Raw genomic sequence first — 12,566 nt, 5'->3', positions numbered from 1 at the left:
TCAAAATTAATGCTGACGATTGGCTTTTTCAACCAAACCTGACAAGCCTTGACGACGCGCCAATTCATTCAGTACTAGCTGCACATCAAGATCGAAGTAACCGAGCATCACGATGGTATGGAACCAAAGATCGGCAACTTCGTAGATCAAGTCATTTTTATTGTCTTCATTGGCTTCAAATTTAAAATCTTTCGCAGCAATGATGGTTTCAACGCTTTCTTCACCAACTTTTTCTAAGATTTTATTCAAGCCTTTGTGATACAGCTTTGCCACATAAGATGAGTCAGGATTGGCTTGTTTACGATCTGCCATCATTTGACCCAAGTAAGCTAGAACTTCAACTTGTTCTGCTTGTGCATTTGACGCATTCATCGCTTGGGTGTGCGGATTTGATGATTTCTCACCGTAAATTGCAGCAGGGTCTTTCAGCTGAGCATCAACAATTTCCCAACCGTTTGGTGTCAATTTACGATAGAAGCAAGATTCACGACCGGTATGGCAAGCAATACCACCATGCTGTTCAATTTGCAGCACGATCACGTCAGCATCACAGTCTAAACGGATTTCATGCACGGTTTGGAAATGACCTGATTCTTCGCCCTTATGCCACAACTTATTGCGTGAACGTGAGAAATACACCGCTTGGTTTTTCTCAGCAGTTAAAGCCAATGCTTCACGGTTCATCCACGCCACCATCAACACACGGCCGGTTTGATGATGCTGTGCAATAGCCGGCACTAAGCCTTGTTCGTTAAATTTTACTTCATCGAGCCATTGCACGTTGTTCATAAGGAGTTCCATCAGTTGAATCTAAAAATAAAAAATAGGGATCAGTTGATCCTTACATAGTGTACGTGATCTAAACCATTTTGCGCGAAAAAATCTTCGTTAAATGACAGGACTTGTCGTTCAATTTTTTGTAATCTTGATATCAAAAAAGCTAAAAACCGCCCGAAGGCGGTTTGTGTATCAAGTGCGAATTACCAATGTTCACCCGGGAAAATACGTGCATACGCTTTTTGCACCCAATTGAGTTTTTGCTGTTCACCGACCGATGCAGTAGAACTTGGGAATAGGTTATAACCAATCGACATCAGCTTATTGTTAATATCCGGTGCAATCGCATAAGTAATTGATGCCAAACGTCCAAGTCCTGTTGCGACTTTTTTCGGACGTTTTAAGATGGCATGCGCAATTAAATCAGTCGCTTGTTCAGGCGAAAGCGTCGGTACATATTTATAAATCTTGGTGGGTGCAATCATTGGTGTACGCACCAATGGCATATAGATTGAGGTAATTGCGATGCGATGTGAATGAACTTCTGCCGATAAACAGCGGCTAAAAGCATCAAGCGCAGCTTTAGACGCCACATATGCAGAGAAACGAGTTGCATTGGCCAAGACACCAATCGAGCTGATATTAATGATATGACCATCACGACGAATCATCATTTGCGGCAAAATGTTCATAACTAAACGGACAGCACCGAAGTAATTTAGCTGCATGGTGCGTTCAAAATCATGGAAACGTTCAGTTGATTCATGCACTGCGCGGCGGATTGAACGCCCGGCATTGTTAATTAAAATATCAATTTGATCGACAGACGCAACAATTTGCTTTGCGACTTCATCAATCGAGTCCATGTCATTTAAATCACATGGAAATACAGAGGCTTTACCACCTTTGGCTTCAATTTCAGCTTTAACTTGTTCTAATGTTTCTTTGGTACGCGCCACAAGCAGAACATGTGCACCTGCATCAGCAAGACGGTGTGCGGTTGTTAGGCCAATACCACTTGAGGCACCTGTGATGAGAATGGTTTTTCCATTAATTTTGGCTTGAAGTTTTTTCTGTAGTCTTTCTTTCACGTCGTTATTCCTCATGAAAGTGAATTTAGTCATTTTTATAGAAGTAGAGTTGCGCTCGAATAGTGAGAAATTGCGCTATTCTGAATAAGGCTATGATAACGAATTTTATATAAAAATCTACAGATTAAAGTATTGAAAAATAAATAATTTTTAGAGTAATTGCTCTATTTTTGTTCTTCTTTTCATTTAATTTTTACCACAAGTGGCAAATATTGCAAGCAAAATAAAACCTCCTTCTTTCATAAGAAGGAGGTTTTGAATGATTAGATGAAAACAGGTTTTAAACTTGAGCCAAAGCTTGTTCAAGATCGGCAATCAAATCGTCAATATGTTCGATCCCAATACTTAACCGCACCATATCTTCACTGACACCTGCTGATTTCAATTCTTCAGCATTGAGCTGACGATGTGTCGTGGTTGCAGGGTGGCAAGCCAAGCTTTTGGCATCGCCAATATTTACAAGACGAGTAAATAGTTGTAATGCATCAATAAAACGTGCACCGCCATCACGACCATCTTCAACACCAAAGGTTAAAATTGCAGAAGGTTTCCCTTTAACATATTTCTGTGCCAAAGCATGCTGTGGATGGTCAGGTAGACCTGCATAGTTGACCCATTTCACTTTTGGATGCTGTTTTAAATATTCGGCCACTTTCAGTGCATTTTCGGTATGGCGTTCCATACGCAAGCTTAAAGTTTCTAAGCCTTGCAAAATTAAGAACACATTTTGCGGGCTGATGGCTGCACCGGTATTGCGTAGCGGTACCACACGAGCACGCGCGATATATGCCGCTTCGCCTAAGGCTTCGACATAATTCACCCCGTGATAACTTGGGTCAGGCGTATTTAAAGCAGGGAAGCGTTCAGCATGTTTGCCCCAAGGGAACTTGCCACTGTCGACAATAATTCCACCGATTGAATTACCATGCCCACCGATATATTTAGTGAGTGAATGCACCACGATGTCTGCACCAAAATCAAACGACTTTTGCAGCACAGGAGTTGCAACGGTATTGTCAACGATCACAGGAATACCGAGTTCATGCGCAATATTGGAAATTGCTTCTAAATCAATAATATTACCAAGCGGATTACCAATCGATTCGACAAACACGAGTTTGGTTTTTGCATCGACAAGCTCACGCAGGCTTTCAGGTTTTTGATAATCAAAGAAGCGCACTTCAATACCTTGCTTTGGCAGAGTATGCGCAAATAAGTTATAGGTTCCACCATAGAGCGTTGAAACAGATGCAATATTGTCACCTGCTTCAGCAATCGTTTGAATGGCATAAGTAATTGCTGCCATACCTGAAGCTAAAGCCAATGCACCAATCCCACCTTCAAGTGCTGCCACACGTTGTTCAAGTACCGCAGTGGTTGGATTCATAATGCGGGTATAAATATTTCCCGCGACTTTTAAATCAAACAGGTCTGCGCCATGCTGAGTATTATCAAATGAATAGGATGTCGTTTGATAAATGGGCACAGCCACTGCTTTTGTTGTTGCTTCAGGAGTGTAACCTGCATGAATGGCAAGGGTTTCTGCTTTATAACTCATAATATTTGGTCTTCTTGTGTTTTTGATTTTGGAAAAGATTAGCATAAAAGCATATGAATAAAAGCGCAGAATTATTCAAATATATATCTGCTTTCTTCATATATTGCCCGAATTTTAAAGGACATACACCTCTGTTTTGAACTGTTTAAAAAACAAACATTGCTAAACTTGTAACAATGCATTGAAGATGACGGGAATAGCTTATGTTTTCGGTACTTTCTGCGTATAATAGCTGATTATTTTTTCGCTCTTTTTTGAGCAGGGGTATGAGTTTCACCCCCATTTGGTTTTTCAATTGAGGAGTCCTACGTGGCCCAATATATTTATACGATGAACCGAGTATCTAAGATGGTGCCGCCGAAGCGCGAAATCCTGAAAGATATCTCCTTATCATTTTTCCCAGGCGCAAAAATTGGTGTGCTTGGTCTAAACGGTGCGGGTAAATCTACTTTGCTTCGTATTATGGCGGGCGTAGATAAAGATTTCTCTGGTGAAGCGCGTGCTCAACCAGGTATCAAAATCGGTTACCTCGAGCAAGAGCCACCGCTTGATCCAAATAAAGACGTGCGTGGTAACGTTGAAGATGGTTTACGTGAACCACTTGATGCTTTAGCACGTCTTGATGAAGTATTCGCTGAATATGCTGCTGAAGATGCTGACTTCGATGCACTTGCAAAAGAGCAAGAAAAATTAGAAGCAATTATCCATGCTTGGGATGCACATAATATTGTCAACCAAATGGATCAAGCTGCAGCTGCCTTGAACCTGCCTGCATGGGATGCAGATGTAACTAAGCTTTCAGGTGGTGAACGCCGTCGTGTTGCTTTATGCCGTCTATTGTTGTCTAAACCAGATATGTTGCTTCTTGACGAACCGACCAACCATTTGGATGCTTCATCTGTAGCATGGTTAGAACGTTTCTTAAAAGACTTCTCTGGTACCATCGTTGCGATTACCCATGACCGTTACTTCCTTGATAACGTTGCGGAATGGATTCTTGAACTTGACCGTGGCCATGGTATTCCTTACCAAGGTAACTATTCTTCTTGGTTGGAGCAAAAGAACGCGCGTCTAGAGCAAGAACAGAAACAAGAAGAATCTTTTGCGAAGGCATTGAAAAAAGAACTTGAATGGGTTCGTTCAAATGCCAAAGGTCAGCAAAAGAAAAACAAAGCACGTATGGAACGTTTCGAAGAGTTGAACTCGCGTGAATTCCAACAACGTAATGAAACCTCTGAAATTTATATTCCACCTGGTCCACGTTTGGGTAATAAGGTGGTTGAAGTTGAAGGCATCAGCAAATCGTTTGGTGATAAATTATTATATAAAGATTTATCATTTGTTGTGCCACCATGTGCGATCGTCGGTATCGTGGGTGAGAACGGTGCGGGTAAAACTACACTCTTCCGTATGATGACAGGTGAGTTACAGCCGGATACTGGTACTGTAACGCTTGGTGAGTCTGTTAAAGTAGCTTACGTCGGTCAGATTCGTGACACGCTAGATGACAACAAAACTGTTTGGGAAGAAGTTTCTGGCGGTTTAGACATCTTACGTATTGGTGAATACGAAATTGCATCACGTGCGTATATTGGTCGCTTTAACTTTAAAGGCCAAGATCAGCAAAAACGTGTAGGTCAATTGTCAGGTGGTGAGCGTAACCGTCTTCAACTTGCAAAAATCTTGCAAATGGGTGCAAACGTAATCTTACTCGATGAACCATCTAACGACTTGGATATCGAAACTTTACGTGCGCTTGAAGATGCAATTCTTGTCTTCCCAGGTACAGTCATGGTGATCTCGCATGACCGTTGGTTCCTTGACCGTATTGCAACGCATATCTTGTCATTCGAAGGTGAAACACCTGAATTCTTCACCGGTAACTATGCTGAGTTTGAAGAATTTCGTCGTAAACGCGATGGTGATGACTTGATTACCAAGCGTCAAAAATATCGCAAAATTGGTGGTTAATTCCTGCCAAATTTGAAATAAAAAAACCAGCTTTCGAGCTGGTTTTTTATTTTTTTAAAGAAAATTAAATTTCCCATTCGTGATTACATTCACGACATTTCCATTTCTTTTGCGATTGCATAAAGGCTTGCATCGAAATTTTAAAATCAGGCAAATCTTTATAGAACATAAAGCCTGAGATTAAGGTCATGATAAAGACAATCACAGTCGCTGTTTGTAGGGTCGAACCGGCACCATCACCGAAAATCCACATCGCAATACTAATGATGACAAGCAGCAATAATACAAATAGGGCAGGCACTAAAAATACAAGGCTTTTTGGCACGACAGGACGTGCTGCAGGTTGTCCTGGTTGTGCAACCGGCATGATTTTAGGACTTTGACATTGAGGGCAACGATATTGCATTGCGGCTCCGAATATTTCTTAGATTAGATTTTGTTATTGTAATCAAGAAACGCTCTGAAAGCCAAAAACACAGGTAAATCATTGTATAAGAAATTTTAGGCAATAAAAAACCCAAGTCGTAATGCTTGGGTTTTTTATTAAGATGTTTGACCATCTTGAATATGGCGTCCCTACGGGGATTCGAACCCCGGTTACCGCCGTGAAAGGGCGATGTCCTAGGCCTCTAGACGATAGGGACAAGTGAGGCAACAGAATCAGTGTTTAACGCTGTATCTCTGTATGGGCGCTATATTAGGGATATAACGCCCATGCGTCAACACTAAAATCAATTAAGCTTCATCAACTGCGTCATTTTTCGGCAATTTTAAGCTTTCATTGAGTTTTTCCCATGCTTTTGTTTCTTTTTTGCTCGGTGCGCCGACAATTTCAAGCGCATGACGTAAACGGGCAAAGGTCAAATCAGGACCAATGGTCACCATCGATTGCATCACAGGGGTAGAAGACGTTGAACCTGCAATGGCAATAAAGAAGGTTGGCATAAAGTCACGTAGTTTAATGCCCATTTGGTTTGCCAAATCCATCAAGGTTTGGCTTACGGTGTCATTATTCCATGTGAACATGCTTTCTAAACGCCAAATGGCAAACTGCAGGCTTTGACGCACTTGTTCTTCGGTCAATTTCTTGCTTTCAAACTGTTCTTTGCTGATATTCGGGAACTGATTGAAATAGAAACCTGCCCAATTCACAGCTTCTGACAATAAGTTAATACGGGGTTGAATCGCAGTAGCGATTTCTTCAAGCGTATTACGGTCAGATTTCCAAGCAAGTAAAGTATCAAGCAATTGACCTGGGGTTAAACCTTTAATCCATTGACCATTGAGCCAATTCAGTTTTTCCACATCAAAGATTGGACCACCTAAAGATACGCGCTTGATGTCGAAATTTTCGATCATTTCAGCCAAAGTGAATTTTTCACGTTCATCCGGCATAGACCAACCCATACGGCCCAAGTAGTTCAACAAGGCTTCAGGTAAAACACCGATGTCTTTGTAGTAGTTAATTGAAGTTGGGTTTTTACGTTTAGACAGTTTTGATTTATCTGGGTTACGTAAAAGTGGCATGTGGCACAGTACCGGCATGTCCCAACCAAAGTATTTATAAAGTAATTGGTGTTTTGGTGCAGATGGAATCCATTCTTCACCTCGGATGACATGGGTGATTTCCATTAAATGGTCATCGACCACGTTCGCCAAATGATAAGTTGGCAGACCGTCAGTTTTAAGCAAAATTTGCATGTCGACTTGTGCCCATGGAATTTCAACTTCACCACGGAGCAAATCGTTAAATTTACAGATGCCTTCCTCAGGCACTTTCATACGAATCACGTGTGGTTCGCCCGCAGCTAAACGACGTGCCACTTCTTCAGGCGTATGTTTTAGACCACGACCATCGTAACGTGGTGTTTCGCCACGTGCTTGCTGTTCAGCACGCATTTGATCCAATTCTTCTGCAGTTGCGAAGCAATAGAATGCATGACCTTTTTCAACCAGTTCCAACGCATATTTTTTATAAATGTCCATACGTTCAGATTGGCGATAAGGTGCATGTGGACCACCCACGTCTGGACCCTCTGACCAGTTTAGACCTAACCAACGAAGCGAATCTAAAATCATTTTTTCAGATTCAGGTGTAGAACGTAATTGGTCTGTATCTTCAATACGAAGAATGAATTCACCGCCATGTTGTTTTGCAAAGCATAGGTTAAACAAAGCGATATAGGCAGTTCCTACATGAGGAAAGCCTGTAGGAGAGGGCGCAATACGGGTACGAACAGTCATAATCAGCTATTAATCAGAATGTAAATTAGGGACTATTATAACGAAAAAGCCTCATCACTTAATGCTTAATTCACATTGAATGATGAGGCGTAAAAGTTAGGTAGTTAGAACAGATTTAAGAACTTGAAGATGCAAATAGAGTTTGCAATAAACGGCTGAAACGTAAATTTTGTTCTGCCAGGAAACTTTGTGCAGGAGCAACTTTTAATGCTGTGAGCATTTTCAGATTATCTTCTGACTGTAAACGTTTTTCAGCATTTTGTTGTTGTAACGCTTTTTCAATTGGAGAAGACTTAGCCGCCAATGTACTCATCGGTTGCTTCACCATATTTTCTTTCACCACAACGGCATAACCCAATTGTGAAGTTAAAAGAAGAAAAAGACTTAGGATGCTTGTCGTGAACACTGTAAGTTTCATTTCTAAACGTCCCCCTTGTATCTGATTTGGATTAATTTTTGTGAACGTGTTTTTAATATGACTACAATTTAATCACAATTCACTTTAAAAAAAGTAGAACTACGTCACAAAAATTACAAAAAAGTAAAATATCGTTGAAGGAATTCACTTAACTTTGCAAGTTTTTCCATAATTGTCACCTTTGTAACAAACAACTATGAAGATAGCGTGAATTTAAAGAAAAAAATAAAAATTTATATCGCTTAACTTATGGAAAAAAATGCTAAATCGCCTGATTGCTTGAATATCTCTAAATCAGAAATAGATTGGATTTATTCATATAAAGGACTGATTGTGAAATAATTTTTTTATTTATATATTGCTCAATAATTACACACAGAGTATTTCAAATGAAAAAAATAATTGCATCAGCAGCATTATTGCTGCTTAGTGAAGCAGCTACACAGCAACTGTTCGCAAAAGACTTTTTAAATGTTTCTTACGATCCAACACGTGAATTTTATCAAGAATATAACGAAGAGTTTGGAAAATTCTGGAAACAAAAAACCGGACAAACGGTTAATTTTAAGCAATCACATGGCGGCTCAGGTAAGCAAGCACGATCAGTAGTAGATGGTTTACAAGCAGATGTCGTGACCTTGGCATTGGCAAATGATATTGAAGAAATCGTAGCTGCAGGCCTGATTCAGAAAGGTTGGCAAAAAGAATTTCCGAGTAACTCAGCACCCTATACTTCAACTATCGTATTCCTTGTGCGTAAGGGTAATCCAAAGAAAATTAAAGATTGGAATGATCTGACCAAGCCAGGTGTTGAAATCATTACACCAAATCCAAAAACTGGTGGCGCACCGCGTTGGATTTATTTATCAGCATGGGGTTATGCACTGAAACAACCGGGTGGTAATGATGCCAAAGCCAAAGAACTGGTTAAAAAATTATACGGCAATGTCAAAGTACTTGATTCAGGCGCACGCGGCTCTTTAACCACTTTTGCTGAGCGTGGTATTGGCGATGTGCTGTTGTCTTGGGAAAATGAAGCACTGCTTGCGACGCAAGGTTTGGGTAAAGAAAAGTTTGAAATTGTGTATCCATCGATTTCAATTCTTGCAGAGCCATCGGTTGCGATCGTTGATAAGATTGTTGATAAAAATGGAAACCGCAATTTGGCCAAAGGCTATTTAAACTATTTATATTCACCGAAGGGGCAGGAGTTAGCAGCAAAATACTACTTCCGACCACGTGATAGTAAAGCAGCTGCAAAATATTCAGCGCAGTTCCCTAAAATCCAAACCTTTACCATTGATAAAGTTTTTGGGGGTTGGGCAAAGGCACAGAAAACACATTTTGTGAACGGTGCAATCTACGATCAAATTGCAGCAGAAAATCGCTAAGCTAAAAAATAAAAGTTTGGGTTAAATTAAAACGGATAAGAGGTCTCTTATCCGTTTTTTTCATATCTAAAGAATAAAAAGCTATAACTTGATAAGAAAGGCTTTCTTTAGAACTTTTTGTGATATAAGGCGTTAAATTAAAACAAAAAATAGTTTGATTTTATTTAGTTTTTATCAATTACGGTGAATTGCGATTTGTGATTTTATTTCATATAGTTATATGTAATCTATATATGTATTTTGATCTCATGAAGACTCAATTAAAATCTATTTTCAGTTCAGTGTTGTTGGTTGCTGGTTTTGCAGTGACAACAACTGCGACACACGCTGCAGACCGTGAATTCCTTAACGTATCTTATGATGCAACACGTGAATTCTATGACGAGTTCAATAAGTCATTTGGTGCTTATTGGAAGAGCCGCACAGGTATTGATGTGAACTTTAAACAATCACACGGTGGTTCAGGCAAACAAGCACGTTCTGTTGTGGATGGTTTAAAAGGTGACGTGGTGACCTTGGCGTTGGCCAATGATATTGAAGAGATTGTGCGTTCAGGACAAATCAATTCAGGTTGGCAAAAAGAGTTTCCGCATAACTCAGCACCATATACATCTACAGTGGTTATGATGGTGCGTAAAGGCAACCCAAAACACATCAAAGACTGGAATGACTTGGTTAAGCCGGGTGTAGAAATTATTACACCAAACCCTAAAACAGGTGGTTTACCTCGTTGGGTATATTTATCAGCTTGGGGTTATGCAGAGAAACAACCAGGTGGTAATAAGGCAAAAGCACAAGAATTTGTCGGCAAGATGTACAAAAACGTGAAAGTGATGGACTCTGCTGCACGTGCTTCTATGACTACCTTCGCTGAGCGCGGCATTGGTGATGTATTGTTAACATGGGAAAATGAAGCCCTTGTGACACAAAAAGCCTTGGGTAAAAACAAATTTGAAATTGTTTATCCATCTATTTCAATTTTGACAGAACCTTCGGTTGCGATTGTAGATAAAACTGTTGAGAAAAATGGTAATAAGTGGCTAGCAAAAGGCTATATCAACTATCTATATTCACCACTTGGTCAGGAAATGGCTGCAAAACATTTCTATCGTCCACGTAATGCCAAAGCACTTGCGAAATATTCTGCACAGTTCCCGAAAATCAAAACATTTACGATTGATGAAGTATTTGGTGGTTGGGCAAATGCACAGAAAACTCACTTCGTAAATGGTGCGATCTTCGATCAAATCTATAACAGCAAACGTTAAGATTAAGCTTATAAAAAGCCCGCATTTAAGCGGGCTTTTTTATTTTGTAGGCTGTCCCGTCCTGAAATAAGTTTACACCTTAAGAGACTTATTTTATGGAACATAAACGAGAACAACGAGTTAAACGTACACAACGTGACTATAGCTTTGCCTTTAAAATGATGGTGGTACATGAAGTAGAAAAAGGGCAAATTACTTATAAGCAAGCTCAGGCAAAATATGGTATTCAAGGAAGATCAACTGTGCTGGTATGGTTACGCAAGCACGGACAACAGGACTGGACTTCGAATATGCCGACTTCTTCTAAACGCCAATTGACACCCCAACAACGAATCCGCCAATTAGAAAAGCAGTTAGCCGCAGAAAAGCTTAAAACTGAATTTATTCAGGATGTGATTTATCACATTGATAAAGAATGTGGGACTGATCTTGGAAAAAAGTATACCGAGCACGTTTCAAAGATTGGCAAAGCCAAAGAAGACTAAGCGTTTCACGTTATTGTCAGTGGTTGGGAATCACCCGACAAGCTTATTATCAAGCAGAAAAACGTGCTCAAATGACTGCACAAGCAACTGAACAAATACTTGAGTTGGTTATGGAATATCGCTGTCTCATGCCAAGTATCGGAACACGTAAGCTGTATTGGCTTATTAAAGGCAAATTGTTGCAACGTGGTTTAAAGTGTGGACGGGATCAGTTATTTAAAATATTGAAAGAAAATAACTTATTGATTCGCCCTAAGCGTTGCTATACAAAAACTACGGATAGCAAGCATTGGATGAAGAAGCATCCAAATTTATTAAAGGATTATTCAGCAGTGCAAGCCAATGAAGTCTTTGTTAGTGATATTACCTATGTTGAGAGTGCTGAAGGTGTGCATTATTTATCCTTGGTGACAGATGCTTATACCCGACAGATTAAAGGTTATAAGTTATCGAATGATATGCGTGCGGAGAATGTTGTGCAGGCTCTACATATGGCGATGCAGCAAGCGACAGATCGAGCGACTAGGATGATTCATCATTCAGATAGAGGTGCTCAATATTGCTCTGAGCTATATCAATCGGCATTGCGCCATTATGGGATATGTCCTTCCATGACAGATGGCAAGGACTGTTATCAGAATGCATTAGCAGAGCGAATTAATGGAATATTAAAGCAGGAGTTTTTAACCACGCGATGTCAAACCATGAAGGAGTTAGATCACTTAATTGCGGAATCTATCATGATTTACAATTGTTATAGACCGCATTTAAGTTTAAATATGAACACCCCGAATCAGATGTATGAGCAAACAAAAACCGAGCTAATTGCTTAACTCGGTTTGAAGTGGAATACTGTCAATCTATTTCAGGACAAGACAGGCTATATGACTTAGTCACGATCAATCATTTGACGGCATTGTTCAAAATCTTGTCGAGCGATGTGCTGTTGTTCTGGGCTTAAAGCGAGAAACTGCTGAATCAAATATTGGCTATAAACGCGATAAAATTTCGGATGATAATAGGCATAAGTCGGTGTGCTATTGTCATAAATAAAATTCAACCGCTGTAAAAGTTCAGCTTTGGTATTTAATTCAGGACTTAAACGGACAACATTACACAGTGTCGCTTGATGTTTTGCTCTTAACTCAGCATTCGGATATAACATCTGATAGCCGATTAAAAGCGTCATAAGAGCAGCTGCCAAAATCCACAATACGGGTTTTTTCATGGTAAAGCTCAGCTTAAAATGGGAGAAATATAAAAAGATGAAACAATCAAGAGGATGATAACAAGAAAAAAAGAAGCCCTGTGTTTTTGTCGATAATTGCAATTTTAGGCGAGTGAGCCGAAGTGAAATTCTGAA

General features: G+C 39.9%; 11 protein-coding genes and 1 tRNA gene. 4 read left to right on the top strand and 8 right to left on the bottom strand.

Features of this window, described 5'->3' with window-relative positions; translation table 11 throughout:
• Positions 1-6: 6 nt before the first annotated feature.
• The 3 genes from hisIE to A3K93_RS11300 form a co-directional block, all read right to left on the bottom strand.
• Positions 7-789: a bifunctional phosphoribosyl-AMP cyclohydrolase/phosphoribosyl-ATP diphosphatase HisIE gene (gene hisIE / locus A3K93_RS11310; protein WP_067731737.1), complete on the bottom strand. Its 783-nt coding sequence runs from the start codon at positions 787-789 to the stop codon at positions 7-9.
• A gap of 191 nt (positions 790-980) precedes the next feature.
• On the bottom strand, positions 981-1,883 hold the full coding sequence (locus tag A3K93_RS11305) for an SDR family NAD(P)-dependent oxidoreductase (RefSeq protein ID WP_442855644.1): 903 nt from the start codon (positions 1,881-1,883) through the stop codon (positions 981-983).
• Between the two features lie 265 nt (positions 1,884-2,148).
• Complete coding sequence (locus A3K93_RS11300; protein WP_067731307.1) at positions 2,149-3,426, bottom strand: O-acetylhomoserine aminocarboxypropyltransferase/cysteine synthase family protein; 1,278 nt, start codon at positions 3,424-3,426, stop codon at positions 2,149-2,151.
• A 309-nt stretch (positions 3,427-3,735) separates the two neighbouring features.
• Between A3K93_RS11300 and ettA the strand changes: the two genes are divergently transcribed.
• Positions 3,736-5,397 (top strand): energy-dependent translational throttle protein EttA, encoded by a 1,662-nt coding sequence (ettA, locus tag A3K93_RS11295; RefSeq protein WP_067731306.1) that lies wholly within the window; start codon positions 3,736-3,738, stop codon positions 5,395-5,397.
• A gap of 64 nt (positions 5,398-5,461) precedes the next feature.
• Here ettA and A3K93_RS11290 read toward each other — a convergent pair whose 3' ends face one another.
• The 4 genes from A3K93_RS11290 to A3K93_RS11275 all read right to left on the bottom strand — a co-directional run bounded on the left by A3K93_RS11290 (position 5,462) and on the right by A3K93_RS11275 (position 8,059).
• Positions 5,462-5,803: a hypothetical protein gene (locus tag A3K93_RS11290; RefSeq protein ID WP_067731305.1), complete on the bottom strand. Its 342-nt coding sequence runs from the start codon at positions 5,801-5,803 to the stop codon at positions 5,462-5,464.
• 162 nt (positions 5,804-5,965) lie between these two features.
• Positions 5,966-6,041 (bottom strand) — tRNA-Glu (locus tag A3K93_RS11285).
• A 91-nt stretch (positions 6,042-6,132) separates the two neighbouring features.
• Positions 6,133-7,641: a glutamate--tRNA ligase gene (gltX, locus tag A3K93_RS11280; RefSeq protein ID WP_067731304.1), complete on the bottom strand. Its 1,509-nt coding sequence runs from the start codon at positions 7,639-7,641 to the stop codon at positions 6,133-6,135.
• Between the two features lie 115 nt (positions 7,642-7,756).
• The gene (locus A3K93_RS11275; protein WP_067731303.1) at positions 7,757-8,059 is read right to left on the bottom strand and encodes a hypothetical protein; all 303 of its coding nucleotides are present in this window, start codon (positions 8,057-8,059) and stop codon (positions 7,757-7,759) included.
• Between the two features lie 389 nt (positions 8,060-8,448).
• On the opposite strand from A3K93_RS11275, the gene A3K93_RS11270 reads away from it, so the two are divergent.
• The 3 genes from A3K93_RS11270 to A3K93_RS14745 all read left to right on the top strand — a co-directional run bounded on the left by A3K93_RS11270 (position 8,449) and on the right by A3K93_RS14745 (position 12,036).
• Positions 8,449-9,450, top strand: coding sequence for a sulfate ABC transporter substrate-binding protein (locus tag A3K93_RS11270; protein ID WP_067731302.1), 1,002 nt, complete (start codon positions 8,449-8,451; stop codon positions 9,448-9,450).
• Between the two features lie 248 nt (positions 9,451-9,698).
• Complete coding sequence (locus tag A3K93_RS11265; protein WP_067731736.1) at positions 9,699-10,718, top strand: sulfate ABC transporter substrate-binding protein; 1,020 nt, start codon at positions 9,699-9,701, stop codon at positions 10,716-10,718.
• 95 nt (positions 10,719-10,813) lie between these two features.
• A protein-coding gene (locus A3K93_RS14745) for an IS3 family transposase (protein WP_101494813.1) occupies positions 10,814-12,036 on the top strand; the annotation gives its coding sequence in 2 pieces (ribosomal slippage) (positions 10,814-11,150 and positions 11,150-12,036; 1,224 coding nt in all).
• Positions 12,037-12,092: 56 nt separating this feature from the next.
• On the opposite strand, the gene A3K93_RS11250 is transcribed toward A3K93_RS14745, so the two are convergent.
• Entirely contained in the window at positions 12,093-12,431 is a 339-nt protein-coding gene (locus tag A3K93_RS11250) for a hypothetical protein (RefSeq protein WP_067731301.1), read from the bottom strand.
• Between the last annotated feature and the right edge of the window lie 135 nt (positions 12,432-12,566).

This window comes from Acinetobacter sp. NCu2D-2 (assembly GCF_001647675.1).
Lineage (GTDB): Bacteria > Pseudomonadota > Gammaproteobacteria > Pseudomonadales > Moraxellaceae > Acinetobacter.
Note: the sequence above shows the minus strand (reverse complement) of the source record. Positions and strands in the feature narration are given on the sequence as shown.

Excerpts from the sequence above, each read along its gene's own strand:
- A3K93_RS11250 (WP_067731301.1), bottom strand. The coding sequence starts at position 12,431 with ATGAAAAAACCCGTATTGTGGATTTTGGCAGCTGCTCTTATGACGCTT.
- gltX (WP_067731304.1), bottom strand. The coding sequence starts at position 7,641 with ATGACTGTTCGTACCCGTATTGCGCCCTCTCCTACAGGCTTTCCTCAT.
- A3K93_RS11290 (WP_067731305.1), bottom strand. The coding sequence starts at position 5,803 with ATGCAATATCGTTGCCCTCAATGTCAAAGTCCTAAAATCATGCCGGTT.
- A3K93_RS11275 (WP_067731303.1), bottom strand. The coding sequence starts at position 8,059 with ATGAAACTTACAGTGTTCACGACAAGCATCCTAAGTCTTTTTCTTCTT.
- A3K93_RS11305 (WP_442855644.1), bottom strand. The coding sequence starts at position 1,883 with ATGAGGAATAACGACGTGAAAGAAAGACTACAGAAAAAACTTCAAGCC.
- hisIE (WP_067731737.1), bottom strand. The coding sequence starts at position 789 with ATGAACAACGTGCAATGGCTCGATGAAGTAAAATTTAACGAACAAGGC.
- A3K93_RS11300 (WP_067731307.1), bottom strand. The coding sequence starts at position 3,426 with ATGAGTTATAAAGCAGAAACCCTTGCCATTCATGCAGGTTACACTCCT.
- A3K93_RS11265 (WP_067731736.1), top strand. The coding sequence starts at position 9,699 with ATGAAGACTCAATTAAAATCTATTTTCAGTTCAGTGTTGTTGGTTGCT.
- A3K93_RS11270 (WP_067731302.1), top strand. The coding sequence starts at position 8,449 with ATGAAAAAAATAATTGCATCAGCAGCATTATTGCTGCTTAGTGAAGCA.